The sequence below is a fragment of the Geothrix alkalitolerans genome (assembly GCF_022808885.1).
GTDB classification, from domain to species: domain Bacteria; phylum Acidobacteriota; class Holophagae; order Holophagales; family Holophagaceae; genus Geothrix; species Geothrix alkalitolerans.
Map to the genome: position 1 here is coordinate 147345 of NZ_JAKZLE010000004.1, position 24442 is coordinate 171786.

The 24442-nt window shown below is 69.5% G+C and carries 23 protein-coding genes and 1 tRNA gene; 10 read left to right on the top strand and 14 right to left on the bottom strand.

The window, feature by feature from the left end:
* Nucleotides 1–47: 47 nt before the first annotated feature.
* A complete protein-coding gene (gene purF / locus MLJ35_RS09900; protein ID WP_243384220.1) occupies nucleotides 48–1418 on the top strand; it encodes an amidophosphoribosyltransferase in 1371 nt (456 codons plus the stop codon).
* 6 nt (nucleotides 1419–1424) lie between these two features.
* Here the strand turns inward: purF and MLJ35_RS09905 are convergent, their stop codons facing one another.
* Complete coding sequence (locus tag MLJ35_RS09905) at nucleotides 1425–2135, bottom strand: hypothetical protein (protein ID WP_243384221.1); 711 nt, start codon at nucleotides 2133–2135, stop codon at nucleotides 1425–1427.
* A gap of 80 nt (nucleotides 2136–2215) precedes the next feature.
* Here MLJ35_RS09905 and MLJ35_RS09910 point away from each other — a divergent pair, with 80 nt between their 5' ends.
* Together MLJ35_RS09910 and MLJ35_RS09915 are read left to right on the top strand one after the other, a co-directional pair.
* Nucleotides 2216–3001, top strand: coding sequence for an NRDE family protein (locus MLJ35_RS09910; RefSeq protein ID WP_243384222.1), 786 nt, complete (start codon nucleotides 2216–2218; stop codon nucleotides 2999–3001).
* On the top strand, nucleotides 2998–3333 hold the full coding sequence (locus MLJ35_RS09915) for a hypothetical protein (RefSeq protein ID WP_243324831.1): 336 nt from the start codon (nucleotides 2998–3000) through the stop codon (nucleotides 3331–3333). Before MLJ35_RS09910 ends, MLJ35_RS09915 begins: the two co-directional genes overlap by 4 nt.
* A gap of 141 nt (nucleotides 3334–3474) precedes the next feature.
* Here MLJ35_RS09915 and MLJ35_RS09920 read toward each other — a convergent pair whose 3' ends face one another.
* Nucleotides 3475–3870 (bottom strand): hypothetical protein, encoded by a 396-nt coding sequence (locus MLJ35_RS09920; RefSeq protein WP_243384223.1) that lies wholly within the window; start codon nucleotides 3868–3870, stop codon nucleotides 3475–3477.
* A 128-nt stretch (nucleotides 3871–3998) separates the two neighbouring features.
* On the opposite strand from MLJ35_RS09920, the gene MLJ35_RS09925 reads away from it, so the two are divergent.
* Nucleotides 3999–4880, top strand: coding sequence for an isopentenyl transferase family protein (locus tag MLJ35_RS09925; RefSeq protein ID WP_243384224.1), 882 nt, complete (start codon nucleotides 3999–4001; stop codon nucleotides 4878–4880).
* Nucleotides 4877–5566, top strand: a complete 690-nt coding sequence (locus MLJ35_RS09930; protein WP_243384225.1) for an enoyl-CoA hydratase/isomerase family protein — start codon at nucleotides 4877–4879, stop codon at nucleotides 5564–5566. Before MLJ35_RS09925 ends, MLJ35_RS09930 begins: the two co-directional genes overlap by 4 nt.
* Here the strand turns inward: MLJ35_RS09930 and MLJ35_RS09935 are convergent.
* Together MLJ35_RS09935 and MLJ35_RS09940 are read right to left on the bottom strand one after the other, a co-directional pair.
* Nucleotides 5526–6224, bottom strand: a complete 699-nt coding sequence (locus MLJ35_RS09935; RefSeq protein WP_243384226.1) for a YIP1 family protein — start codon at nucleotides 6222–6224, stop codon at nucleotides 5526–5528. The two genes, MLJ35_RS09930 and MLJ35_RS09935, sit on opposite strands and share 41 nt — an antisense overlap.
* A gap of 30 nt (nucleotides 6225–6254) precedes the next feature.
* On the bottom strand, nucleotides 6255–7820 hold the full coding sequence (locus MLJ35_RS09940) for a sigma 54-interacting transcriptional regulator (protein ID WP_243384227.1): 1566 nt from the start codon (nucleotides 7818–7820) through the stop codon (nucleotides 6255–6257).
* Between the two features lie 86 nt (nucleotides 7821–7906).
* Here MLJ35_RS09940 and MLJ35_RS15960 point away from each other — a divergent pair, with 86 nt between their 5' ends.
* Entirely contained in the window at nucleotides 7907–10438 is a 2532-nt protein-coding gene (locus MLJ35_RS15960; RefSeq protein WP_275976484.1) for a serine/threonine-protein kinase, read from the top strand.
* A 4-nt stretch (nucleotides 10439–10442) separates the two neighbouring features.
* Here the strand turns inward: MLJ35_RS15960 and MLJ35_RS09960 are convergent, their stop codons facing one another.
* The gene (locus MLJ35_RS09960; RefSeq protein WP_243384228.1) at nucleotides 10443–11189 is read right to left on the bottom strand and encodes a lysophospholipid acyltransferase family protein; all 747 of its coding nucleotides are present in this window, start codon (nucleotides 11187–11189) and stop codon (nucleotides 10443–10445) included.
* Between the two features lie 45 nt (nucleotides 11190–11234).
* Between MLJ35_RS09960 and MLJ35_RS09965 the strand changes: the two genes are divergently transcribed.
* Nucleotides 11235–11453: a hypothetical protein gene (locus MLJ35_RS09965; protein ID WP_243294919.1), complete on the top strand. Its 219-nt coding sequence runs from the start codon at nucleotides 11235–11237 to the stop codon at nucleotides 11451–11453.
* A 125-nt stretch (nucleotides 11454–11578) separates the two neighbouring features.
* Here MLJ35_RS09965 and ric read toward each other — a convergent pair whose 3' ends face one another.
* The 4 genes from ric to ispG all read right to left on the bottom strand — a co-directional run bounded on the left by ric (nucleotide 11579) and on the right by ispG (nucleotide 16335).
* Nucleotides 11579–12295 carry an iron-sulfur cluster repair di-iron protein gene (gene ric / locus MLJ35_RS09970; RefSeq protein WP_243384229.1) on the bottom strand — a complete coding sequence of 239 codons (717 nt, stop codon included), beginning with the start codon at nucleotides 12293–12295 and terminating at the stop codon, nucleotides 11579–11581.
* A 140-nt stretch (nucleotides 12296–12435) separates the two neighbouring features.
* Nucleotides 12436–14880, bottom strand: a complete 2445-nt coding sequence (locus tag MLJ35_RS15965) for an SIS domain-containing protein (RefSeq protein ID WP_338028452.1) — start codon at nucleotides 14878–14880, stop codon at nucleotides 12436–12438.
* A 53-nt stretch (nucleotides 14881–14933) separates the two neighbouring features.
* Nucleotides 14934–15158, bottom strand: coding sequence for a membrane protein insertion efficiency factor YidD (gene yidD / locus MLJ35_RS09990; protein ID WP_420843036.1), 225 nt, complete (start codon nucleotides 15156–15158; stop codon nucleotides 14934–14936).
* Nucleotides 15159–15228: 70 nt separating this feature from the next.
* Nucleotides 15229–16335 (bottom strand): flavodoxin-dependent (E)-4-hydroxy-3-methylbut-2-enyl-diphosphate synthase, encoded by a 1107-nt coding sequence (gene ispG, locus MLJ35_RS09995; protein ID WP_243384231.1) that lies wholly within the window; start codon nucleotides 16333–16335, stop codon nucleotides 15229–15231.
* Nucleotides 16336–16536: 201 nt separating this feature from the next.
* Between ispG and MLJ35_RS10000 the strand changes: the two genes are divergently transcribed.
* From MLJ35_RS10000 to MLJ35_RS10010, 3 genes are all read left to right on the top strand, one after another.
* On the top strand, nucleotides 16537–16866 hold the full coding sequence (locus tag MLJ35_RS10000) for an STAS domain-containing protein (RefSeq protein ID WP_243384232.1): 330 nt from the start codon (nucleotides 16537–16539) through the stop codon (nucleotides 16864–16866).
* A gap of 4 nt (nucleotides 16867–16870) precedes the next feature.
* Nucleotides 16871–19942: a BamA/TamA family outer membrane protein gene (locus MLJ35_RS16160; RefSeq protein WP_243384233.1), complete on the top strand. Its 3072-nt coding sequence runs from the start codon at nucleotides 16871–16873 to the stop codon at nucleotides 19940–19942.
* Nucleotides 19943–20491: 549 nt separating this feature from the next.
* A complete protein-coding gene (locus tag MLJ35_RS10010; protein WP_243324807.1) occupies nucleotides 20492–20716 on the top strand; it encodes a hypothetical protein in 225 nt (74 codons plus the stop codon).
* A gap of 189 nt (nucleotides 20717–20905) precedes the next feature.
* On the opposite strand, the gene MLJ35_RS10015 is transcribed toward MLJ35_RS10010, so the two are convergent.
* The 5 genes from MLJ35_RS10015 to MLJ35_RS10030 form a co-directional block, all read right to left on the bottom strand.
* Nucleotides 20906–20980, bottom strand: a tRNA-Val gene (locus tag MLJ35_RS10015).
* 60 nt (nucleotides 20981–21040) lie between these two features.
* Nucleotides 21041–21199 (bottom strand): hypothetical protein, encoded by a 159-nt coding sequence (locus tag MLJ35_RS10020; protein ID WP_243384234.1) that lies wholly within the window; start codon nucleotides 21197–21199, stop codon nucleotides 21041–21043.
* Between the two features lie 85 nt (nucleotides 21200–21284).
* A complete protein-coding gene (locus MLJ35_RS15975; RefSeq protein WP_275976485.1) occupies nucleotides 21285–21407 on the bottom strand; it encodes a hypothetical protein in 123 nt (40 codons plus the stop codon).
* 172 nt (nucleotides 21408–21579) lie between these two features.
* Nucleotides 21580–23412 carry a glutamine--fructose-6-phosphate transaminase (isomerizing) gene (gene glmS / locus MLJ35_RS10025; RefSeq protein WP_243384235.1) on the bottom strand — a complete coding sequence of 611 codons (1833 nt, stop codon included), beginning with the start codon at nucleotides 23410–23412 and terminating at the stop codon, nucleotides 21580–21582.
* Nucleotides 23413–23540: 128 nt separating this feature from the next.
* Complete coding sequence (locus tag MLJ35_RS10030) at nucleotides 23541–24434, bottom strand: FliA/WhiG family RNA polymerase sigma factor (RefSeq protein ID WP_243384236.1); 894 nt, start codon at nucleotides 24432–24434, stop codon at nucleotides 23541–23543.
* Nucleotides 24435–24442 lie beyond the last annotated feature (8 nt).

Genomic DNA, 24442 nt, shown 5'->3' on the forward strand with positions numbered 1-24442 from the left:
TGGGTGTTCGGGCCGCCAGGGTTTAATCTGGAAGGCTCGGAGGGGTCATGCCGTTCAGGGACGAGTGCGGGGTATTCGGGATCTGTCCCCAGACGGAAGCTTCGCGGCAGACCTATCTGGGCCTCTACGCCTTGCAGCACCGCGGGCAGGAGGCGGCCGGCATCTGCTCCGGCGACGCCGAAGGGCTGCACCTGCACAAGGCCCTGGGCTACGTGGCGGACGTGTTCTCTGAAGCGGTGCTGGATGCCCTGCCAGGCGACGCGGCCATCGGCCACACGCGCTATTCCACCACCGGCGGCAACGTGGCCTCCGCGGCCCACCCCTTCCTCATCCACGGCCGCTTCGGCCAGGTGGCCCTCTGCCACAACGGGAACCTGACCAACACGGAGACGCTGCGCGCAGCCCTGATCGCGGACGGCCACACCTTCACCAGCCCCTCGGATTCCGAGGTGCTGCTGGCCCTCATCAACCGGGCCCAGGCGGACACCCTGGAGGACGCGGTGGTCTCGGCCTTGCGGCAGGCCGAGGGGGCGTACTCCCTGCTCATCCTCACGGACCACACCCTCATCGCGGCCCGGGATCCGCATGGGTTCCGGCCCCTGGCCATGGGCCACATGAACGGCACCACCGTGTTCAGCTCGGAGACCTGCGCCTTCGACCTGGTGGGCGCGGCCTACATCCGTGACGTGGCGCCCGGCGAGGTGGTGATGGTGCCCCGGGACGGCTCCCCCATCCGGTCGGTCTTCCCGCTGCCCAAGGTCCAGCCGAAGCCCTGCGTGTTCGAGCACATCTACTTCGCCCGGCCCGATTCCCTGGTGTACGGCAAGAGCGTCATGGTGGCCCGCCGCGAGATGGGACGGCTCCTGGCCCTGCGCCATCCTGTGGAGGCGGACCTCATCGTGCCCGTGCCCGACAGCGGCGTGAGCGCGGCCCTGGGCTACTCCGAGCAGTCCGGCATCCCCTTCGACTTCGGCATCATCCGCAACCACTACGTGGGCCGCACCTTCATCGAGCCCAAGCAGACCATCCGCAGCTTCGGGGTGAAGGTGAAGCTGAACCCCGTGCGGCACCTGCTGGCGGGCAAGCGGGTGGTGCTGGTGGACGACAGCATCGTGCGCGGCACCACCAGCAAGAAGATCGTGCAGATGGTCCGCGAGGCCGGCGCCAAGGAGGTGCACATGCGCATCGCCTGCCCCCCCACCACGCACTCCTGCTTCTATGGCATCGACACCCCCAAGCGGCAGCACCTCATCGCCTCCTACATGTCCCTGAAGGAGATCGAGGCCTTCGTGGAGGCTGACAGCCTGGGCTATCTCGCCATGGATGACCTGCATGACTGCATGGGCGACGACGGCCGCGGATACTGCTACGCCTGCTTCACCGGCGACTACCCGGTGGTGCCCGAAACCAAGCCGTAACGCCGCTCACAGCACGGTGCAGCGGGTGGTCTCCTTCGCGCTGAAGGATTTTCCCAGGGCCGCGCCCTGGACGTCCGCATGCTCGTCGAGCACCAGCAGCCGGTTCTGGGCGCGCTGGAAGCGGCGCCGGATGTCGACCTTCGTCCAGACGCTGGCGAGGAGCAGCACCCGCGCCCGGACTTCGATGTGGTGATCCATGGCCAGGGGCAGGCCGTCGGACCCGATCCAGACCGTGGCTTCGTAGTCGGCCTTCTTCAGGTGGCTGCGGGCATCCGCGTCCAGGTCCAGGTCCATGGCCAGCCGCAGCCGGCGGGCGGGTCGGCCCTCATAGGCCTCGGCCCTCTCCTCCAGCAGCCGCGCCTTCTCCAGCTGCTCCAGCAGGCCCTCGGCGGGCCGAAGCTCGTCGTGGAACTCGCCGGAGCCCTTCTTTGCCGCTCCCGGGGCCCGGGTGCCCCCCTTCGCCTTGGCCGGGGTGGCTGCGGCCCGGCTGTCCTCCAGGATCCGCGTCCCCTCCGAGCCATCCTCCACCACGGTGGTCCGGCGTTCCGTACGGTCCTTCCCGGACTCCCGTTCGAGGCTCTCCGCCTCGACTTTCACCGTGACCTTCGCCGGGGCCGGCAGGCCCTTGAGCGCGGCTTTCAGGTCCGAGAGACCGTCGGCCCGGAGCAGGGCGCCGCAGAGCAGCAGGGCCAGGGGCAGGGGCAGGCCAGGACGCATGGGGTCACCTCGGATGGGAGGGCTACGGGGAATTCCCCCCGAGGGTTGAGCCGGGGGCATGGGGCCTATGATGGGAAGCCATGTGCCTCATCGCGCTCGCCTACCGCGCCCACCCCGACTTCGAGCTCGTCATCGCCGCCAATCGCGACGAGTACCACGCGCGCCCCACGGCACCGGCCGGTCCCTGGGACGACGCCCCCGAGGTGTTCGGAGGCCGCGACCTGTCCCAGGGCGGCAGCTGGCTGGCCCTCTCGAAGCACGGTCGCCTGGCCTGTGTCACCAACGTGAGGCGCATGGTCGCTCCGGACCCCGGCGCGCCGTCGCGGGGCGGCCTGGTGGCCTCCTTCGTGCGCGGCCGGCAGCCGGCCGGGGCTTTCTCCGACGAACTCCGCGAGCGGGCCATGGCCTTCGCAGGGTTCAACCTGCTGCTCTGGGACGGGACGGGTCTGCGCTACCTGAACAACCACCCGCGGTTCCTCTCCCGCGAGGTGCCGCCAGGGGTGCATGTGGTCTCCAACGCGGACCTGGACACCCCGTGGCCCAAGACCGAGAAGCTCCGGCGGGCCATGGCGGCCTGGGTGGCCTCCGGACATGGCGACGAGGCGCCCCTTCTGGCCGCGCTGGCGGATCCGACGCCCGCCGCCGATGCCGAGCTGCCGGACACGGGCGTGGGCCTGGAACTCGAACGCAAGCTGTCCCCGGCCTTCATCGTCGATCCGACCTACGGAACCCGCTGCACGACGCTCGCCACCCTGCGAAGGGATGGCGCGGCACGTTTTACGGAATGGCGCTTCGATCCCGCGGGTCAGCTTGCCGGGCGCACGGACACCCACTGGGCCGCGGCCCCCGCAGGCGGTCGGCCATGAGCGGATCCGGACCCTCGAACCCCTCCCAGGACCGCTTCGAGGACGGCCTGCGCTTCCTGGCCGCGGCCCTGGCCCTGGACATCGACCGCCGGCACAGCGGGGCCATCGTCTCCGCCGCCTGCGATGCCATCCAGTGCTTCCTTGCAGTCTTCGAGACGGCGGCCCAGCGCCACCTTCCCGACCCGGAAAGGGAGACTGCCCGCCTCCGGGGCCAGCTCGAGGCCCTGCTCACCCCCCGCCAGTCCCCCGAAGATGCGGCCCGCAACGCCCTGGAGGCCGCCCGCCTGGCCCGCGACCAGGCAGCCCTGCTTCTGCCGAGGCTCATGGAGTAGACGGCCCGAACAGAAATGAAGAACGCGAAGGGCGCTAAGGAAGCGAAGGACGCGAAGGGTGATTCAAAATGGGGAAGTTCTTCGCTCCGCCGGAGGCGGCTTCGCGCCCTTCGCGTTCCGCTTTTCCTACGGGAGCGGCGATCAGAAGCCCACGCGTCCCAGGGGCACGCTCTGGGGCACGGGGTTGCCGCCGAACCGGTCCGCGGGCAGGGTGGCAGAGGCCAGGCTGGTGGGTTCGGGCAGGACGCCGCCGTGGGCTTTCAGGAAGCGGCGGAGATCCTCCCGGAACCAGACGATGAACTCCTGGAAGGCGACCTGGCGGAGCTCCTCCCGGGTGAGCTCGCCGATGACTTCCACCACGGCGGAAGCCGCTTCCGGGGGGGCCTTGTAGGTGTGCCAGGGCCGGGCCCCGCCCTCGCTGTCGCCCGTGATCCGCGACAGGAAGGCCCGGTTCTTTCCGGGCTCGGCCACCTCGGAGGCAGGCTTCCCCCCAGCCAGGAGGCTGGAGGCGAGGCAGAGGCAGACCAGGTGGCGCATGGCCTTGGTGTGAGCCGTGGGGTCTGAAGGTTCCCAGGGGGCAGCTGATAGCTATCGGTTATCGGTTGCGAGTAGCCGCTCCCTGCTTTCACGGAGAGCTGACAGCTGATAGCTGATAGCTTCAACCCATGCCCATCGCGATCCTCGGACCCACGGCCTCCGGCAAGTCCGCCGTGGCCGTGGCCGTGGCCCGGCGCGTCGGCGGCACCGTGGTGAACGGGGACCCCTACCAGGCCATCGCCGGCCTCACCATTGGCAGCGGTCAGCCCGATGAAGCGGAGCGGGGCGGGGTGCCCCACCTGGGCTACGGGGAGCTGCCTCTCTCGACCCGCCCCAACCCTACTGCCTTCGGGACCTGGGTGCGGGAAAGACTCTCGGCCTGCCGCGAGCCGGTGCTGGTGACAGGCTCGGGCCTGTACCTGCGGGGCATCTGGGGCCAGCTCAGTGACCTGCCGGACGTGCCGGCCGTCCTGGTGGACCGTGTGCGGCGCTGGGGCGCGATCCTGGGCATGCCCGCCCTGCACCGCTTCCTGGCGGCGGTGGACCCGGCCCGGGCCGCGGCCCTCCATCCCAACGACAGCGCCCGGGTCCAGCGCGCCCTGGCCCTCCATCTCGCCTCCGGCCAAGCCCCCTCGAGCTTCCTGTCCGGCCCGGACACGGGCGTTCCCGCGGGCTGGCGGGTGCTGGTTGTCTTGCCCGGCCGCGAGCGCCAGCGGGAGCGCGTCGCCGCGCGAGTGGCCGCCCAGGTGGCCGCGGGCTGGCCGCGCGAGGTGGCCGATCTGGTGGCCGCGGGCCACGCGGGCGACCTCGAGGCCCTGAGGCCCCTGGGCTACGCGGCCTGGAGGGCCGGGGGTCATCCCGCGGCCATCCAGGCCGCCGTGGTGCAGGAGACCCAGGCCTACGCCAAGCGGCAGGCCACCTGGTTCCGCAACCAGCTGCCTGGAGCGCCCGCCTGGGATCCCGACGCCGAGCCTCTGGAGGCGGCCTTCACCCGGCTGGGGCTGGCATGACTCCGACCGTCTGGCACGAGGGGCGCACCTCCCTGGACCTGCTGCGGGGCGCGGACTGGGCCTGGGTCGGGTTGCGCTCCGGCGACGGCCTCAACCGCCTCCACAGCGACCTGCTGGTGGCCCTGGACCGGCTCTTCATCGAGCTGCGGGGAGGCGGCGTGCGTCGGGTGGCCCTCAGCGGCTCCGCCTGGATGACGGGCCGGGGCCACCACTTCACCGCCGGTGCGGACCTCCACGAGGTGGGGGCCCTGGACCCCATGTCGGCGGAGCCCTTCTCGCGCCGGGGCCAGCGCGTGATGAGTCACCTGCTCTGGCCCGGCTGGCGCACCCTCACGCTGATTTCGGGCGTGGCCATGGGCGGCGGCTGCGACCTGGCCCTGCACGGTCAGGAACGCTGGGCGGTGGCGGCGGACCCCATCACGGGCAAGGGCGGCCTCCGCCTGGCCCACCCGGCGGCGAAGCATGGCATCCTGACCGGCTTCGGCGGGACCGTCCGCCTGCCGGAGATCCTGGGCCGCGAGGGTGCGGACCGGTTGTTCCGGCATTTCGAGACCTGGGGCGCGGCCGAGGCCCTGGCCGCCGGCGCGGTCCATCGCGTCCTGGAGGCCGATGCGGTCGGCCCGGCCGTGAGGGCCTGGCTTGAGGCTACCGCCCCACCGCCGCGAGGACCGCAGGGACGGCCATGATGAGCATGAAGCCGCAGCAGCAGATGAGCAGGAGCGGCGTCAGCACGGCGCAGATCCCGCGCCAGGCCTCCGTCTTGTGCATCCGCGCCAGGCCCATTCCGATCACGACCAGGCCGGCGATCTGAATCAGGAAGCCGAGGGTGGGAATCCAGGCGCCGAGCTGGATGAAGGCCGAGGCGTAGCCGTAGGCGCGGATGCTCTGGCCCACGCCCACCCCGGGCTTGAGGCCGCCCCACATCCAGAGGAAGGCGTGGCTCAGAGCCCCGAAGACCACCATGCCCAGGAAGGTGAAGAGAGGCATGAGCAGCAGCAAGGCGCCGAAGACGAGGGGCATGGCGGCGGCGATGGCCCGGCCTTCGGGTTTTCCGGCCTCTTCCAGGGCCGCGACCATGATGCCCATGCCGAGGAGGAAGAACAGCAGGGCTGTGATGAGGAAGACGGGGACCGACATCAGGAGGAGGAAGCGCCAGGGCGCGCCGAGGCCGTCGGTGGCCGGAACCCGGTCAAAGAGCTCCATGGGGTTGCTGAAGACCAGCCGGAACATGGCGCCCACCCGGGCCCAGAAGCCCGGGATGGCTTCGAGGTCCTCGAAGGGGATGGGGCGGAGGGCCGGCGCCTCCGGGGGCAGGGTTTCAGTCGTGCCGGGGATCTCGCTCATCCGTCGCTCCGGAAGGGGATGCCTAACCTATCATGATTCCTTGAAGTCCTTGGGCCTGAGGCCCAGCTTCTCCAGGCGCGAGAGCAGGGTGGAGGGGGCCAGGCCGGCGACCGCCGCCGCGCCGTCGGCGCCGGCGATCTTGCCGCGGGTGTGGTGGAGCAGCCGCTCCAGATAGGCCCGCTCCTGGGCCTCCCAGGTGTGGGGGCGCCCAGCCCTATCGGCGCCTCCGCGCGCGGTCAGGGCGCCGGGGGGCAGCCGCAGCTCCCGGCCCGTCGAGAGGATGGCGGCCCGCTCGAGGACGTTGTTCAGCTCCCGCACGTTTCCGGGCCATGGGTAGGCCTGCAGCTGCTCCAGGAGCGGGGCCGGCAGGTGGATGGCCGCGCGGCGGTTCTCCCGGGCGAACTTGTCGAGGAAGCTCTCCGCCAGGGCGGCGATGTCGCCGGGCCGCTCGCGCAGGGGCGGGAGGTGAATGGGGAACACGCTGAGGCGATAGAAGAGGTCCTCGCGGAACCGCCCTTCGGCCACGGCCTTGCGCAGGTCCGTGTGGGTGGCGGCCACCAGGCGCACGTCCACCTTCCGGGGCTTCTCGGCGCCCAGCGGGTCGATCTCCTTCTCCTGGATGGCCCGCAGCAGCTTGGGCTGGAGGTCCAGGGGCAGGTCGCCGATCTCGTCCAGGAAGAGGGTGCCGCCGTCCGCCAGCTCGAACCGCCCCTTCCGCGCTGCCGCGGCGCCGCTGAAGGCCCCCTTCACGTGGCCGAACAGCTCGGACTCGATGAGCGTCGCGGGGAGGGCGCTGCAGTTCACCTTGATGAAGGGCCGCTCGCGGCGGGGCGAGAGATGATGGAGGGTCTGGGCCACCTTCTCCTTGCCGGTGCCGGTCTCGCCGGTGACGAGCACCGTGGTCACCGTGGGGGCCACCTGCCTCAGCTGGTCGAGGATGGCGCGCATGGCGGGGCTCTCGGCCCGGAGAGGCTCCTGCAGGACATCCCGGCGCTGGACCTCCCGGAAGTAGCTGACCTCCTCCGCCAGGCTCCGCTCCCGTTCGGCCAGGCGGCCCAGGTATTCAGCCTGCTTGATGCCCAGCGCCAGCAGCGAGGCGAAGACGCCCACATGGTGCAGCACGCTCTCGGGGTACTGGCGGCAGACCATGGCATCCAGGGTCATGAGGCCGAAGGTCTCGCCCTGGCTGCGCAGGGGGGCCACCAGGCAGCTGTGGCCTCGGGGCATGTCGATGAGGCCATGGAAGGTGTCCTCGCCGGGATCATCCTCTTCGAAGGTGGCGGGCCTGGACCGGGCCTTGAGCGCGCTCAGCAGACGGAGGTTGCCCCGGACGGGGATGAGGGCCTTCGCGAGCTGGGGCGTGGCCAGGGGACCCACGGCGTAGGCGACCCGGAGGGCCTCCCCCTCCCGGAGCAGGACAGTGGCCAGGTCGTAGGGCACCAGCTGGCCCAGACGCTCGAAGGCGTGGGCCACCATGCGCTCCGGCTCCTCGCCGAGGGTGAGGAGGGCACCTGCCTCCTCCACCAGCCGGGCACCGGTGAGGGCGGTCTCGAGATCCAGTGCGGCCACGGGCACCTCCCGTTTGATTCTCGACATTTCGAGAATCCAGTCAAGCCGCCGACCTGGGGCTAATCCCTCACCTAGTCCCATCGGTATACTGCCTTACCTCCGCAAGGACGCGCTTGACCCCTGACGCCTCTCATTTCGGTTCCTATCGTCTGCTGGCCCGGCTGGGCGAAGGCGCCATGGGCGAGGTTTGGAAGGCCCTGGACCTGCGCCTCGAGCGGGAAGTGGCCCTCAAGATCCTCAAGGATGCCGATGACTTGCGCCGCAAGGCGCTCATCGGCGAGGCCAAGCTGGCCTGCCAGCTCAATCACCCCAACATCGCCCACATCTACGACGCCGGGGAGGTGGACGGAATCCCCTACATCGCCATGGAGCTGGTGGAGGGGCAGACCCTCCGCACCCTGGTGGGCCACCCCTTGGATGGGGGTGCCCTCCAGGACCTGGCGCGCCAGGCGGCCTCGGCCCTCTTCCATGCCCACCAGAAGGGGATCGTCCACCGCGACATCAAGCCCGAGAACATGCTCCTCACGGACGACGGCCAGCTCAAGATCCTGGACTTCGGCATCGCGCGTCGCGGGGTCGAGGATCTCCCCGTGGGCCAGACCTCCCACCACATGACCCTGGTGGAAAGCACGGCGCCGGGCTACAGCCAGGGGACGCCGGCCTACATGAGCCCGGAGCAGGCCAACGGCCAGCCGCTCACGGGCCAGTCTGACCAGTTCAGCCTGGGCGTGGTGCTCTACGAGTTGGCCACGGCGACTCACCCCTTCCGCCGGGCCAGCCTGGTGGACACGCTCTACGCGGTGACGCGGGATGAGCCTCGGCCCCTGTCGGACCTGCGGCCCGACCTTTCTCGCACCCTCCAGGACGCCATCCACCGCCTGATGGCCAAGTCCGCCAAGGACCGCTTCCCCAGCCTGCAGGCGCTGGCCGCCGGACTGGCCGAGGACAACCCGACTGCCACGGTCCCGCACCTCAGCCTGTCGGCGGTGCGGATCCAGCGGACCCGGCGCCGATGGCTGCTGGTGTCGGCCGCGCTGGTACTGGTGGTGGGAGGGGTCGTCGGCGGGCTGTTGGCACGCCGGGCCCTGGCCACGGGGCTGGGCGAGGCGCGGCGGGCTTCCCGGGTGGATTTCACCAGGGGCCGGCGCGTGGTGGCCATCCTGCCCCTTGAGCAGCTGCAGCCCGATGCGGAGCATGCCTGGCTCAGCAACAGCTTCGCCGACGCCATGGCCTACGGGCTCGTCCGGCGGGAGGACATGCTGGTGGTGGACCGCCTGCGGGTGGTGGAGGCCATGAACCAGCTGGGCGACACGCCGGGTCAGGCCCCGAAGGCCCTGGGCGAGCTGGGGCGCCAGCTCAAGGCCGAGGTGCTGGTGCTGGGCAGCTTCCAAGTGGTGGGTGGGCAGATTCGCATGGGCGTCCGGGTGGTGGATGCCGTCCACGGGGCCACCACACACCAGTTCCAGCTGGACCGTCCCGTGGGCGACCTCCTGAAGATCGAGGACGAGCTGCAGCAGCGCCTCCCGCAGGAGATGGGCCTGGCGGGCGAGGCCGGCGCGCCCAGGATCCAGGCCCGGAACCCCCGCACCCGTGAGCTGTATACCAAGGCGCAGCAGGTGCTCACCGAGGGCAACCAGGATTCGGTCCAGCTGGCCAACTCGCTGCTGCAATCGGCCATCGAGATCGAGCCGGATTACGCGCCGGCGCGCGCCGAGTATGCCTGGACCCTGGCGGAGCTGGGCGCCACGCGCGCCCTCAGCCAGGGGCGCTTCGCGGAGGGGCAGGCCCTGCTGCGCCAGGGGAAGGCGGCCGCCGAGGCCGCCATCACCCTGGATCCCGGCGCCTCGCAGGCCTACCGGGCGCTGGGCTCCATCCTCCTGCGCCTGGGGGATCTGGAGGGCGCCAGCCGGTCGGCGCTCCAGGCCGTGCGCCTCGATCCCGCCGACCACCGCGCCTACGACGTGCTGGCAGACGTCTTCGCAGGGCTGGAGGGGGCGGACAACCACGCTGCGGCCCGCCGCTACTTCGAGAAATCCCTGGAGCTCTTTCCGGAGGGCTGGCAGGCCCACCATCGCTACGGGGTGCTGCTGCAGAACGAAGGCGACCTGGCGGCGGCGCTCCAGCACGCGGATCGCGCCATCGCCCTGCGTCCCGCGGCCGAGTACGCCTATGTCACCGCCGCCGACGCGCTGCTGTGGATGGGCCGGTCGGCGGAGGCCGAACTCCGGCTGCGGGCGGGCCTCCGGGAAGTGCCGGGCTCCAACGTGCTGCGCAGCCTCATGGTCTATGCGGCCTGGGACCTGCAGGACACCGGCACCGCCGAAGGCTACCTGCGGGAGCTGGAAGGGGCCTGGCCTCCGGACCACTCCAACACCGTCCTGCTGGCGGGGCTGAAGAAGGCCCTCGCCGGGGAGGGTGCCGTGGCCCTGGCGGGATTCGAAGCCTATCGGCAGAAAGTCCTCGCTTCGGATCTGTTGGCCAAGAAGCACAACGAGCGGCGGGTGCTCTCGGTGAACCTCTATTTCATGGCCCGCATGGCCGCGAAGCTGGGGAACGCGGCCGAGGCCCGGGGTCTCCTGGAGCTGGCGGACCGCCTGCATCCCGGCAAGCGCCGGGTCGCCCAGCAGGACCCCGTCTTCCGCTGAGCGGTCAGAGCGCCTTCCTGGCCTCGGTCATGAGCGCCTCGATGCGGCCGCGGACCTCGGTCATGAGGGCCTCCCGGTCGGCGAGCGCCGCAGGATCCACCGGCTCGCCCAACGCCACCACGTACTTGCCCGGGCGGAGGCGGAGGCTTCCCGGTGGCAGCACTTCCCGGCCGCCCACAGTGGCCATGGGCACGATGGGCACGCCGGCGTCCATGGCCAGGGCGAAGCCGCCCTTCTTGAAGGGGAGCATCTCGCCGGTGCGGCTGCGGGTGCCTTCCGGGAAGATCACCACGTTCTTGCCGCCCCGGATCTCCTCGGTGGCCTCGCGGATGCTCCTGATGGCCCGCTCCCGGTCGCGGCGATCGATGAAGATCACGCCCGCGACCCAGGCCGCCCAGCCCACGAAGGGGAGGTACTTCACCTCCTTCTTGGCGATGTAGACCGCCGGCACCGGCAGGATTCCGATGAGCACCGGGGGATCCAGCTGGCTCTCGTGGTTCGACATGAAGATCACGGGCTGGCGTCCCTCCCGGACGGCTTCCGGCAGCCGGTCCCAGCCCGTCAGGGCCAGCGGGATCCGGCAGAACCAGCCCAACCCCTTGGCGTAGAGCGGCCCGATGCCGAAAAAGGCGCGGCGGCGCCCGAGGAAGGGAACGGCCAGCAGGATGCCGAGGACGACGACCGGCACCAGGACCATGCCCCAGACCGCCATCACAACTGCGCCCCATCCTGTGTTTCGCCAGTTGGCCACGATGCCCCTCCGTGATATTCAACCTATCAGTTCCGGAGGTTTCCCGTGGGCATCACCGAGCAGATCCTGGCTGATCACGCCACGCGGAAGGACCACGACGGCGTCACCTGGTTCACCGCGGAAGACCTGGCGCGCCTGGGCATCCACGACCGCCTCTTCACCGTCATGCAGAACGTCCAGCACACCCTGCGCCTGCGGAAGGCCCGGCAGGTGGTCGAGAGCCACGGCTGCACGGACCGGTGGAGCCTCGAAGACACGCACTGATTCGGCTCCACGCCCAAACAGCAAAGGGCCACCGCCAAGGCACCAAGGCACCAAGGCACCAAGAAAAGAGAAGGCGATTCTTGGTGGTCTTGGTGCCTTGGTGGTGAAACGCTCTTTTACGGACTTCAGGCCTGGACGCCAGCCTCCATGGCCAAGGCGCGGGGATGGAGGACCTGGTTCTCCAGGTAGATGTGCAGGTGCAGGTCCCGCTCCATGGTCTCCAGGCCGTCGTAGAGGGCCCGGAAGGTGTTGCAGCCGTCGGCGGGCACGGTGTAGCTGTCCGTGAGCTCCCGCAGCTCCGCCAGCAGGGCCCCCACGGCCTCGTGCTCCATCTCCATGACGCGGATGGGGCTCTGGACGCTCCCGAAGCAGGAGGAGCCTGAGGCACCCTGCTCCATCTGGGTGATGTAGGGGAAGAGGATCTGCTCTTCCTTTATGAGGTGGGGCATGAGGTCCGCGGCCAGGGCCTGGAAGATCTCGCCCACGCGGGCCAGCTCGCCGTGGTTTGGACTGTGGGCCCGCAGGACCTTGCCCATGAGCATGTCCAGGCGGGGCAGCTCCTCGCGCAGGTAGTCGTGGTGGGTGGTCACGATGTGCTGGATGAGCTCCGCCAGGGAGGCCCGGGTCCAATCCTGCAGGGAGGGCACGCCGGCCGCGGGGGGCTCGAGGGTGGCCAGGTCCGCCATGACCTTCGCCGCATCCTGCTTCGCCAGGTCGCAGGCCTCGCCGAGGCTGCGGTGGCCCCCGCAGCAGTAGTCGATGCCCAGACGCTCGAAGTAGCGCATGGTCTCGGGACGCGCCATCACCAGCTCGCCCACCTTGGTGTCCAGTTCCACGTTCATGACGGCTCCTCCGGCGGGGACCCTCCCCTGGCTCCCAAGATGGGGCCTCCGGGCCGTGAGGGAAGTCACATCTTGACTAAAAAGGTCAAATTTTCTTAAATAACTTGAACATCGCATTCAAACTGTTGAACATGTTGTTTTTAATCCACCGTGATGGACTTGGACACGTTCTTGGGGGCGTCGGGGTGGACGCCGTGGTCCGCCACGGCCAGCCGGTCCAGGTATTCCATCTTCAGCACGGACATGCGGAAGGCCAGGCGCTGCAGGACCACGGAGGCCGCGAAGACGAAGAGGTTGGCATCGCCGCCGGGGGGCACTTCGATGTACTTGGACCAGTAGCGGTCCTGCCCCATGGGTTTTCCCGCCACGGCCAGGGCCAGCTCGGGGTTTTTCTCGGCGATGAGGAGGATGTCCGCGCCGCGGATCTTGTGGGTGTGGATCTGGCTGATGGTGATGCGCACGTCCCGCTCCTCGGCCGGACACACGAAGAGCAGCGGGTAGTTGGAGAAGCGCGTCTCCACCAGCTCCGGCCAGGCCTGGAGGGCCTCGATGCCGCCGGCGAAGGGGCGGCCGTCCCGGTGCTGCTCGTAGACCTCCAGCAGGCCCGCCAGGTCCTGGATGGAGAACAGAGTGTTCTTCCCGAGGATGGTGTTGGGTCCGTGCTTGAACTCGGCGGCGTCGTAGCCCTCGGCATGGTTGAGCACCACCTCGCGGATCTTGAGGGCGCCCTCCCGGGCCAGGCCGATGAGGCCCGTGCCCAGGATGTGCAGCGAGGGCTCCAGGTAGAGGCGCCGGGCGGCTTCCTCCACATCGGCCTCGCAGCGGCGCAGGGTCTCGGCGATGAGGTCCTTCGCCCGCTCCAGATTCGCGGCGATCTTGCGCTCGGTGAGGGAGAAGGAGGCGGCCAGCACGTAGAGGATGGCCACCTGGTTCAGGAAGCTCTTCGTGGCGGCCACGGCGATCTCGGGGCCGCAGAGGATGGGCAGGTAGAACTCGGAGAGCTCCTGGGGGATGCGACTGTTCTCGTTGTTCACCAGCGCGATGCGGCGCAGGGCCGGCACGCGGGCGCGCACGTCCTGGAAGATGTCCACCAGGTCCTTCGTTTCCCCGGACTGGGTGATGCCGATGAGCAGGTCGTGGGGCTGGACCGCGTTCAGGTACATGGACCGGAACTGCCCCGGGTTGCAGGGGAAGACGGCCACGCCCGCCAGGTGGTTGAAGAAGGTGGCCGCCACCAGGGCCGCGTGGTACGAGGTGCCCGAGGCCACCAGGAAGACGCGCCCCCCCTCCTTCTGGGACTCGCGGATGGCCTGCACCAGCTCCTGGAGGTGGCGGGTGACCCGGCGCCGCTTCTTCCACACGAAGAGCAGGTCGTGGAGGGCCAGGGCCAAGGCGGCCGAGGGCTCCAGGCGGCCCAGGTCCGCCAGCAGCTGGCGCTCGTCGGAGACCGGCTGGCCGTGGGCGCGCAGGATGTCTGCGTGGGGCTCCACCCGGGCGGCCAGCTCCCGGTGGACGGGATCCGCCAGCAGGGCCTCGAAGGCCTTCCGCAGGGCCCCCTCCTCCGGCGCCTCGTACAGGGCCAGGACCTTGGCCACCAGGGCCTTGCAGAGGTCCTGGCGGTCCTCGAAGGCCGCGAAGAGGCCCTCCGTCCCCGCATCGCGGAAGTAGTAGCGCAGCACCTCGTCCAGGTTGTCCGGGGCCGAGGCGATCTCCTGTTCCATGAAGTAGCGGAAGGGGGCCCGCAGCCCCGTGTCGCGCACGTTCAGCTTGGAGCGCTTGGGCCGCGGCATGGAGAAGGCCAGCCCCTTCCCCAGGGTGAAGACCAGGTATTCCCGCTCCGTGAACCAGAGGCCCTCGCCCTCGGAGAGGGGGATGAGCATGCGGGTCTTGGAGAGCACGGAAGTCAGGTCGCTGGAGACCACCACGAAGTCGCCGTGGGCGTCGCTGCCGATGCCCGCGTAGAGGGACGAGCCGGACTTCACGGCCACCACGCCGGGCACCTTGGGATCGGCGAAGGCGGCGGCGTAGGAGCCCTCGGCCCGGGCGTCGGCCTTGCGGGCGGCATCGATGAGGAGGAAGGCGCCGTCGGGGATGCCTTCCGTCAGCCCCGCGGCGGCATAGGCTGCGCGGCAGGCGGCCAGGGTTGGACCGGGTTCCGCCAGGTTGGCGGCGTAGGCGTCCTCGGTGAGGTGCGTGATCATCTCGCCGTCGTTGTCGGACGTCACCGCGTGGCCCTGGGCCGTGAGGGCCGGCTTCAGCGCGTCCGTGTTGGAGATGTTGCCGTTGTGGGCGCCCACCATCTCAACCTTGCAGCGCACGTGGTGGGGCTGGCTGTTCACGTCGGTCACGGCGCCGTAGGTGGCCCACCGCACCTGGCCGATGAAGCGCTGGCCGGGCTGGCGGCCGATGCCCAGCTCGGGCACCACCCGGCTGGGGGCGCCCACTTTCTTGAGGAGGGTGATGGCGCCGTCCGCGCCGATGAAGGAGGCGCCCGTCGAGTCGTAGCCACGGTATTCCAGCCGCTTCAGCAGCTCCCCGGCCTCGTGGCCCATGGCCGCGACTTCAGACGCATAGCAGAGCGACACGATTCCGCACACAGGGAGACCTCCAACCCTTCATCCTCGGACGGAATCGCCTCTTAGGGAACCGGATCGATCCCGCCAGTCGTCAGGGGTGAGCAGCGGATCAGCCGCCAGGTGGTGAGGAGCCCACCGCGGAGGGTGCCGTATTTCTGGATGCAGCCCAGGCCGTAGTGGCTGCAAGTGGGGGTGTACTTGCACTGGGTGGGCAGGTGGCTGCTGAGCGTCGCCTGGTAGGCGCGGATGGCGCCCCGGCAGACCCAGGCGGAGGGCTGGAAGCGCACGGGCAGGAAGGCCTCCACCACCAGGTAGAGCCCGATGGCCGCCAGGGGGTGGGCCGCCAGCCAGTCCAAGCTACGCCTTCGCCGCATCCGCTTCGGCCTTGACCTTGCGGGCTTCCTCCAGGAAGGCGGGGACCAGGTCCTCCTCCTTCACCTTCCGGATGAGCTCGCCCTTGCGGTAGATGAGGCCCTCGCCCGCGCCGCCGGCCACGCCCAGGTCGGCGTCCTTGGCCTCGCCGGGTCCGTTCACCACGCAGCCCATGACGGCGTAGGTGATGTTCTCGTGGTTGATGGCCTTGAGGCCCTCCTCGATCTCGTTCGCCACGCGGTTGAGGTCGATCTGGACGCGGCCGCAGCTGGGGCAGCTCACCATGCGGAAGCCGCCGCTGCGAAGGCCCAGGGAGCGCAGCAGCTCGTGGCCCACGCGGCACTCCTCCTCGCCGTCGCCGGTGAGCGAGACCCGGATGGTGTCGCCCAGGCCCTCGGCCAGGAGGATGCCCATGCCCGCGCTGGAGCGGATGGTGCCGCCGAAGGGGGTGCCGGCCTCGGTGATGCCCAGGTGGAAGGGGTAGTCCACCTGCTTCGCCAGCAGGCGGTAGGCCTGCACGGTGCGGATGACGTCGCTGGCCTTGAGGCTGATCTTGATGTCGCGGAAGCCCTCCCGCTCCAGCACCTCGATGTGGCGCAGGGCGCTCTCCACCATGGCCTCGGGCGTGGCGGTGCCGAATTTCTCCAGCAGGTCCTTCTCCAGGCTGCCGCCGTTGACGCCGATGCGGATGGGAATCCCCTTCGATCCGGCCTTGTCCACCACGGCCTTCACGCGGTCCTGGCCGCCGATGTTGCCGGGGTTGATGCGCAGGCAGGCGGCGCCGCCGTCCGCGGCCACCAGGGCCAGGCGGTAGTCGAAGTGGATGTCGGCCACCACGGGGATGGGGCTGCGGTCGCAGATCTCGTGGAAGACCTCGCCGGCCTTCTTGGTGGGCACGCTCACGCGGACGATCTCGCAGCCGGCGTTGGCGTAGTTGTAGATCTGCTGGACCGTGGCCTCCACGTCCCGGGTGTCCGTCTTGGTCATGCTCTGGACGGTGATGGGGGCGTCCCCGCCCACCGGCACCTTCCCCACCAGGATCTGGCGGGTCTTCCGGCGGGGGGCGAGGGGTTGGAGTTCCTGGTCGGACATGGGGCCTCGAGGTCAAAGAATCCAGTGTACCCACCTATGCACCCTCCGGGCCCGGCCCGGGACCGGGCTGGAAGCCCGGGGCCGCCCCATGCCGGAGGATTCCATACAGCCGTATGCCGGAGGATTCCATGCAGCCGTGGGCTTGCGCTGAGCCTTGGAAGGCTTGCTACACTGGCCCCTCACCCCGAGGCTCTCATGATCATGAACTCACGCAATCACAACGACGTGCTGATCCTATACCCCGAGGGAAAGATCACCCTGGGTGATGGCGATCAGGAACTGGGCGAAGCGGTCCGCACCTCGCTCTCCAACGGCGCCCGCAAGATCGTGATCAACTTCAGCAAAGTGAGCTACCTGGATTCCTCAGGCGTGGGCGAGCTGGTGGGCTGCTACACCTCCATCAAGGGCAAGGGCGGCGAGCTGCGCATCTGCGGCATGAGCGGCAAGATCTTCAGCCTCATCAAGATGACCAGCCTGCACTCGGTCTTCGAAGTGAAGGACACCGAGGAAGAGGCCCTGGCCGGATTCTGAGGCGGTGCGTCCCCGCGCCGCCCTCGGGTGCAGCCTCCTGGCCCTGGCTCCCCTCGTGGGTCAGGAGGCTGCGTCCGCCCGCGCGGTGACGACGATCCGGATCGAGGGGGGAAGCGCCGATGACCAGCGCTTCGCGCAGGCCGCCCTGGGATTGAAGCCCGGGCAGATGGTGGATCCGGCGACTTTCCAGCAGGCCCTGGCCGCCGTGCGCCTGGTGGATCGCTACCGCACGGTGGAAGGGACCTTCGGCGGGAACGGCGAGGTGCTCCTGCGCCTGGACCCGTTGCTGCCCATGGAGACCTGGCGCTGGGAGGGGGATCCTCTGCCCGCCGACCTCCGCAAGACCCTCCTGCCGGACGTGCGGAAGGGGCAGCGGCTGGGGCCCCAGCGCCTGGTATTGCTGGAACGCGGCGTTGAACAGCGCCTGAGGGAGGCCGGGTACCGGCAGGCCGATGTGAAGGCCGCGGTGGACGAGGGGGGCCGGCAGCTTCACCTGATCCTCAGCCTCGGGGCCCCGCGGCTCATCCAGGAGGTACGCCTGGAGGGCGATCCGGCACCGTACACACGGGAATATCTGCTGAAGGTCGCGGGCATCACGCCCGGCCGCACGCACTGGACCCCGATCGTCCAACGGGAGGCCCAGCGGCGCCTGCGCCAGCGGCTGGTGAAGGACCGCCGCATGGAGGGCTCCATCCGCCTCGCGCCCGCGGACGGAGAGGGCAGCGTCCTCGTGCTGGAGATCAAGCCAGGACCGAAGGTCACCCTGAAGGCCAAGGGGATGGACCTGCTCGGCCCCGTGCTCTGGGGACGCCCCCGGCTGCTGGAGTTCGTTCCCCTGGCCCGGGCCGAGCGCTATTCGCCGAGCGTGCTGGACGAGGGAGACGGGCGGATCGCCGCCTACTACCGGGACCAGGGCTATCCCGAGGTCAAGGTGTCCCACGAGCGCGTGGTGACGGCAGGCACCGCCGAGCGGCCCGAGGCCGTGACCATCACCTACACCGTGGTGACCGGTCCCAGGCGCGTCCTGGGCGCCGTGCGCTTCGAAGGGAACCACGAGCTGTCCGATGCGGAGCTGTCGCGGGCCGTGAGCCTTCCCAAGCGGTTCCTCTTCCTGCCGCCGCACGCGAAATCCGAGGCCATGAAGGCCCTGGAGGACCGCCTCACGGCCCACTACCTCCAGCGCGGATTCCCCGAGGTGCAGGTCCGCCGTCGCGTCGAAGTCGGGAAGGGCGGCGTGGTGGACGTGCGCCTCATCATCCGAGAAGGGTCCCGGCGGTTCCTCGATGCCCTCGTGCTGGAGCTTCCGTCCGATCCGGCCTTTCCCAGGGAGCGCCTGGAACGGAGCCTGCTGCTCGCGCTGGCGGACCACCCGGTGTCCGTCCGGGGCACCCCACGCTACCGGTCGGACCGGAGGAACCTCCAGGGATTCGAAGGCACCCTCGAGACCACGCCCGAGGGCGCGCGCCTGACCTTCAAACCCTCGCTGCCCCTGGTTCGCAACGATCTGGCCCTGGTGGTCTCCGACCTCCGCCAGCGCCTCTCTTCGGTGGGATCGGCCAATCCGCAGGTCAAGATCTCCTTCGAGGACGATGAGATCCACCCCGTGGTGCGCATCCAGGTGCCCGCCCAGCCGCTCGACCGCACGCGCCGCCTGGTCGTGCAGGGCAGCGACCGGACCCGCGCCGAGGCGGTGCTGCGCGAATCGGGGCTTGCCCCGGGTATTCCCCTGAACCCGGCGAAGCTGGACGAGGGCCAGGTCCAGCTCGGCGGCCTCGGGGCCTTCCAGCGGGTGGACCTGCTCACCATGAAGGACCTTCCGGGCCAGGAGAGCCAGCCCTGGGAGCGCGGGGATCTGGCCCTGCGCCTCCAGGAACGCAGCCCCTGGGTGTTCACCGAATCTTTCGGCTACGACAAGACCCAGGGCTACCACTTCGGCTTGAATGCTCAACGCCTCAACGTGGGCGGCATGGGCCGGGCCCTCGACTTCGGTCTGCGGGCCGGGGACCAGACCCTGGACAGCCCCTTCCTGCGGAAGGCCTTCCCGACGGGTGAGATCAAGCGATCCGTCGACAGCTACAGCATCGGCTACACCGATCCATGGTTCCTCCCCGGCTCGCTGGACACGCTGCTGGCCCCACGCACGCGCTTCCGGGCGGAGGGCGCCTACATCGAGGAGGCCCAGGCGGCCTTCTTCGCCCGCCGGCGCCGCTTCACGCCCAGCCTGGAGTGGAAGATCAGCCCCGTGCAATCCGTGCAGCTCGGGTACCGCTTCGAGCGTGTGGAGGTGGCCTCCAACACCGACAGCAACGGCGTGCCCCTGCTTGCGGACCAGGATCTCTTCCTCCTGGCGCGCACGCCGGCCCGGAGCATCATCTCGGCCCCCTACCTGCAGGTGGTCGTGGACCGCCGGGACAAGCCCTTCGATCCCACCCAGGGAACCTTCTTCTTCGGCCGGCTGGAACTGGCGAACCAGGTCTTCGGCACCTCGATCAACAGCAGCTTCGTGAAGCTGGACCTGCGCCACCAATGGAACTGGCCCATGGGCTTCCATGCGGAGAACGGGGTGGTCATGGCCAGCGTCCGGCTGGGGCTGGCCCGTCCCACCGCGCAATCGGCCAAGGACCTGCCGCTGTCCGAGCGGTTCTTCGGCGGGGGGTCCTTCACGGTGCGTGGCGTGGAGCCGGACATGCTGGGCGACGTCCGGCGCACGGATTCCCTGGGCAACCTGCTGCCCCAACCCATCCCGCTCGGAGGTCAGGGGCTGGCGGTCGTGAACCTCGAGTACCGCTTTCCGCTGTTCGGCATGCAGAGCGTCTGGGCCGAGGTCTTCCTCGACAGCGGCCAGGTCTACCGGAGCCTCACCGCCGAGACCGATCCCGTCACCCTCCAGCGGATTCCGCCCTCCTTCCCGCCTCTCCGCACCACCCTCGGGGTGGGCCTGATCCTGAAGCTGGGCATCCCCCTCAAGCTCGAGTACGCCGCCGACTGGAAGCGCATCATGGGGCGCCCCCGCACCCAGGACGAACGCGACACTCAGCTCAAGAGCCTGCTGATCTCGGCCGGATTCCAGTTCTGACCGACCGCCGGGTGACGGAGTGGACGACTTGATGTCGTCCACGGAGTCGGGCCCCGGCGAGGAGGTCATGCCATGCGACCGCCGGGGCGAAGCCCTGACGGGTCGCGAGGGACGCTGCGAGGCAGCGTTCCGAGCGGGGCCCCCGTCGGGCTGAGCATCGCGTCCGGGTGGGGCGGGCTGCCTGGTGGGGATCCACGGAGTCGGGCTCCGGCGAGGAGGTCATGCCATGCGACCGCCGGGGCGAAGCCCTGACGGGTCGCGAGGGACGCTGCGGGGCAGCGTTCCGAGCGGGGCCCCCGTCGGGTTGAGCATAGCGTCCGGGTGGATCGGGCTGCCTGGTGGGGAGATCACCGTTCGGCCGCCAAAATCAACCGTTCACCTCTTTTTTCTGCATGAGGATGAGTCGCGGCCCATATTGACGACCCTCGTTTCGGGTTCTTCCATGGCCATTCGCACGGTCCTGGATGACCCGGTCCTTCGATCGCCGCTGTCGCGAACGGGTTGCGGCCATGGCGGAGCCCCCAGGCAACCCGGTTTCAGGAGGACCCCATGCTGTCCAAAGCCGCCCTGGATTTCCTGCTTCGCCTCACGGACTGGTTCCATGGCCACTGGGAGGATCCCGAGTGGGGGAAGCGTCCCACCACCCAGATCCTCATCGCGCTGGCGCTCCGCGACCTGGCCACCGGTCTCCATGACGCGGAGTCCCGTGGGCAGATCCAGGCCGCTGCCGACAAGGTCATCGCGAAGAACGGCCAGGCCATGAGCCGGGCCTGACTGCCCAAGTGTCCGCCGCGCTTCACCGGGGTGGTCTCGAACCGGCGCGCGGCTGGCCCCGCGGCCAAGCGGCTCCGACGCGCCACGGGCGCGTCTCCACCGGGCCGCTACCGGGCCGCCGCTGCTTCTCGGCGGTCCGAGACCGCCCGGTTGGAGATACAGAAAAGGCCGCTTGTCAGCGGCCTTCAGTGGTTGGCGCGGGCGGTCTCGAACCGCCGACCCCTACCGTGTCAAGGTAGTGCTCTACCCCTGAGCTACGCGCCAGCGCGAAGCTCTATCTTAGCGGAACGGGGGCGGCTGTCGAGCCTCCAGGCGGGGCGGGGGTCAGCGGTTCCAGTACCAGAGCAGCAGGGCGGCCACGGTGCCGAGGATCACCAGGGTCCATTCGGCGGCGTAGGGATGATCCACGGTAAACCGGGCGAGGGGCACCTGGGGGTGGAAGTGGGGATGGCCATGAGGATGGGGGTGGGCGTGGGTGGTCATGGGAACCTCCGATCCTGAGGACCACGGTCCATACCCAACATGGGTCGGATGGCTTCCCGGTGCCATCACAACCCTCCGGAAAGGGTCAATGGTGAACGTGGGTGGCCGGCCAGAAGAGCCAGGCGAACAGGGCCCCGACCAGGATCAGCAGCCAATCGATCAAGGGGTCGTGCTCGAAGTCGTGGTGACGAAGGAAGTGGGCGGCCATGGCAGCCTCCATCCAGGGGACACCCGTCCACAGGTGAGGATGGGTCTGGGCCCTGGCGGGCGCTGTGACTTTCCTGGAACTTCGGGCCTGGCTATTCGACCGTCACGCTCTTGGCCAGGTTGCGCGGCTGGTCCATGTCGTAGCCGGGCCCCCGGCAAGGGGGGCCCTAGCCTTACTCCACGGTGACACTCTTGGCCAGGTTCCTGGGCTGGTCCACGTCGCAGCCCCTCAAGACCGCGATGTGGTAGGCCAGCAGCTGGAGGGGCACGGCGTAGACGATGGGGGCCAGCCAGGGGTGGACGGCGGGCAGCTCCAGCACGTCCTCGGCAATGCCCGTGAGCCCCGTGTCGCCCTCGGTGACCAGGGCCAGGATGCGGCCGTCGCGAGCCGCGGCTTCCTGGAGGTTGCTGAGGGTCTTCTCGCGGTGGGCGTCATGGGGCATGAGGGCCACCACGGGCAGGGTCTTGTCGATGAGGGCGATGGGGCCGTGCTTCATCTCGCCGGCCGGGTAGCCCTCGGCGTGGATGTAGGAGATCTCCTTCAGCTTCAGCGCCCCTTCCAGGGCGATCGGATAGCAGGGGCCACGGCCCAGGTAGAGGAAGTCCGTGGCGTCCTTCCAGCGCTGGGCCCACTGGATGATCTGGGGCTCCAGGCTGTTGAGGCGCTCCAGGTGGGCGGGCAGCTCCCGCAGGCCCTGGAGCAGCTCCGTCTTGAGCACGGCATCCACGGTGCCCTTGGCTTCGCCCAGCTTCAGGGCCAGCAGGGTGAGGACGGCCAGCTGGGTGGTGAAGGCCTTGGTGGAGGCCACGCCGATCTCCGGGCCCGCGTGGGTGAGGATGGTGGCTTCGGCCTGGCGGGTGGCGGTGGAGCCCATGACGTTGCAGACGGCCAGGGTGCGGGCGCCGCGGGCGGCGGCCTCCTTCATGGCGGCCAGGGTGTCGGCGGTCTCGCCGCTCTGGGTGATGCCGATGAGGAGCGTGCCCGGCTGGATCACGGGCTCGCGGTAGCGGTACTCGCTGGCGTAGTCGACCTCCACGGCCACGCGGCTGAGCTGCTCGATGAGGAACTTGCCCACCAGGCCGGAGTGCCAGCTGGTGCCGCAAGCCACGATGTGGATGCGGTTGAGGTCCGCCAGTTCCTGGGCGCTGAAGGGAAGGTCCAGGGGGATGGCTTCGGCATCCAGGGGGAGCCGGTTCAGCAGGGTGTTCGAGAGGGCCTGGGGCTGCTCGAAGATCTCCTTCTGCATGAAGTGCTTGTGGCCGCCCTTTTCCGCGGCGATGGGATCGTAGGGGATGGTGTGGACGGGGCGGTGCGCCTCGCTGCCGTCCAGGCGGAAGATGCGGGCGCCCTCGCGGGTCAGCTCCACCAGGTCGCCATCCTCCAGGAAGATCACGCGTCGGGTATGGGGCAGGAGGGGCACCACGTCCGAGGCCAGGAACGTCTCGCCCTCGCCCAGACCCAGCACCAGCGGGGGGCCGCTGCGGGCGGCGAGGATGCGATCCTGGTCCGAGGCCTGGAGGCAGGCCAGGGCATAGATGCCCCGCATGCGGCCCACGGCCTCGCGGAAGGCTTCGGGGAAGGTCATGCCGTGCTTCATCAGGTGGGACACCATGACGGGGAAGCACTCAGTGTCCGTCTCGGAGCGGAAGGTCTCGCCGGCGGCCTTCAGCTCGGCCCGCAGCTCCAGGAAGTTCTCGAAGATGCCGTTGTGGACGGCCACCACCTGCCCGTCGCTGCTGCGGTGGGGATGGGCGTTCTCCTCCGTGGGCCGGCCGTGGGTGGCCCAGCGGGTGTGGCCGATGCCCAGGGGCGTGGGATCCGACAGATCCACCTTCTGCGCGAGGTTGGCCAGCTTGCCCGAGGCCCGGATGACGCGGAAGCCATCCTTGGGGTCCGACAGGGCCACGCCCGCGCTGTCATAGCCCCGGTATTCCAGGCTTCTCAGGCCGTTCACCAGGATGCCCGCCGCGCCCTGCTGGCCGATGTATCCGACGATGCCGCACATGTCGACCTCCGTTCCAATCCGCGTTCACCTTAGCGCGCACGACCAGCCGGACCAATGTGGTGGGAGGGCCACGGGCTGCGGTGGGACCGGAACCACAGGCTGTGGCGCCAGCGCCACGCCGGGCCCCGTCACCCCCGGATCTGCTTCTCCAGCAGCTTGCTGCGGAGCTGCAGCATGGCCTTGGTGTGCAGCTGGGAAACCCGGGATTCCGTGATGTTCAGGAGGATCCCGATCTCCTTCATGGTCAGCTCGTCGAAGTAGTAGAGCTGGACCACGAACTTCTCCTTCTTGGGGCGCCCCTCGATGGCCGACTGGAGGATGTCCTTGATCTCCGCGGTCTGGAAGACCTGGTGGGGGTCCTCCGCGTCCGGATCCGGCACGAAGCTGATGAGGCTTTCGCCTTCACCGTCCTCGCCCGCCTCCACGAAGGTGCCGAGGGTGACGCCCTTGAGCTCATCCAGGTTCTTGTGCAGCTCGTCCAGGGGAATGCCCAGGTGGTGCGCCACCTCCTCGTCCGAGGCCGCCCGGCCCTTCTGCTGCTCGATGAGCCGGTAGGCGGTCTCGATGTCCTTCTTCTTCCGCCGGAGGCTGCGGGGAACCCAGTCCAGATCCCTCAGGCCGTCCAGGATGGCGCCCTTGATCCGAAGCTCGGCGTAGGTCTTGAACTTGATGTTGCGGGTGGGCTCGAACTTCTCGATGGCGTCCATCAGGCCCAGGATGCCGCTGTTGATGAGGTCGTCCAGCTCCACGTGGGAGGGCAGGCGCGAGGCGATGCGGTGGGCCACGAACTTCACCAGGGGCACGTAGTCCTTGATGATCTGCTCGCGGTTGTCCCGGTCGAAGACTTCCGGTTCGCCGTCGTCCTCGGCGGTGGAGGCTTCGGATTCCTTCGCCCGCTCGCTGGCCGCCAGCAGGGCCGCCCAGGGGCGGAGGGCGGCGGGGGCCGACGCCATGGCGCGGGCGATTTCGTCATCGGTCGATGGACCGAAATCGGGAGGCTCATGGTCAGGAATCACGACCATCCAAGTTC

Bases quoted from the DNA above. Each gene is read 5' to 3' on its own strand.
- MLJ35_RS09935 (WP_243384226.1), bottom strand. From the start codon at position 6,224: ATGAGCGAGATCCCCGGCACGACTGAAACCCTGCCCCCGGAGGCGCCG.
- MLJ35_RS10020 (WP_243384234.1), bottom strand. From the start codon at position 21,199: ATGACCACCCACGCCCACCCCCATCCTCATGGCCATCCCCACTTCCAC.
- MLJ35_RS10030 (WP_243384236.1), bottom strand. From the start codon at position 24,434: ATGGTCGTGATTCCTGACCATGAGCCTCCCGATTTCGGTCCATCGACC.
- MLJ35_RS15975 (WP_275976485.1), bottom strand. From the start codon at position 21,407: ATGGCCGCCCACTTCCTTCGTCACCACGACTTCGAGCACGACCCCTTG.
- glmS (WP_243384235.1), bottom strand. From the start codon at position 23,412: ATGTGCGGCATCGTCGGATACATCGGCCAGCAGGGCGCGGCGGGCATC.
- MLJ35_RS10010 (WP_243324807.1), top strand. From the start codon at position 20,492: ATGCTGTCCAAAGCCGCCCTGGATTTCCTGCTTCGCCTCACGGACTGG.
- MLJ35_RS10000 (WP_243384232.1), top strand. From the start codon at position 16,537: ATGAACTCACGCAATCACAACGACGTGCTGATCCTATACCCCGAGGGA.
- MLJ35_RS09920 (WP_243384223.1), bottom strand. From the start codon at position 3,870: ATGCGCCACCTGGTCTGCCTCTGCCTCGCCTCCAGCCTCCTGGCTGGG.
- MLJ35_RS09905 (WP_243384221.1), bottom strand. From the start codon at position 2,135: ATGCGTCCTGGCCTGCCCCTGCCCCTGGCCCTGCTGCTCTGCGGCGCC.
- MLJ35_RS09915 (WP_243324831.1), top strand. From the start codon at position 2,998: ATGAGCGGATCCGGACCCTCGAACCCCTCCCAGGACCGCTTCGAGGAC.
- MLJ35_RS09910 (WP_243384222.1), top strand. From the start codon at position 2,216: ATGTGCCTCATCGCGCTCGCCTACCGCGCCCACCCCGACTTCGAGCTC.
- MLJ35_RS09930 (WP_243384225.1), top strand. From the start codon at position 4,877: ATGACTCCGACCGTCTGGCACGAGGGGCGCACCTCCCTGGACCTGCTG.
- ric (WP_243384229.1), bottom strand. From the start codon at position 12,295: ATGAACGTGGAACTGGACACCAAGGTGGGCGAGCTGGTGATGGCGCGT.
- MLJ35_RS09940 (WP_243384227.1), bottom strand. From the start codon at position 7,820: ATGTCGAGAATCAAACGGGAGGTGCCCGTGGCCGCACTGGATCTCGAG.
- ispG (WP_243384231.1), bottom strand. From the start codon at position 16,335: ATGTCCGACCAGGAACTCCAACCCCTCGCCCCCCGCCGGAAGACCCGC.
- MLJ35_RS09925 (WP_243384224.1), top strand. From the start codon at position 3,999: ATGCCCATCGCGATCCTCGGACCCACGGCCTCCGGCAAGTCCGCCGTG.
- purF (WP_243384220.1), top strand. From the start codon at position 48: ATGCCGTTCAGGGACGAGTGCGGGGTATTCGGGATCTGTCCCCAGACG.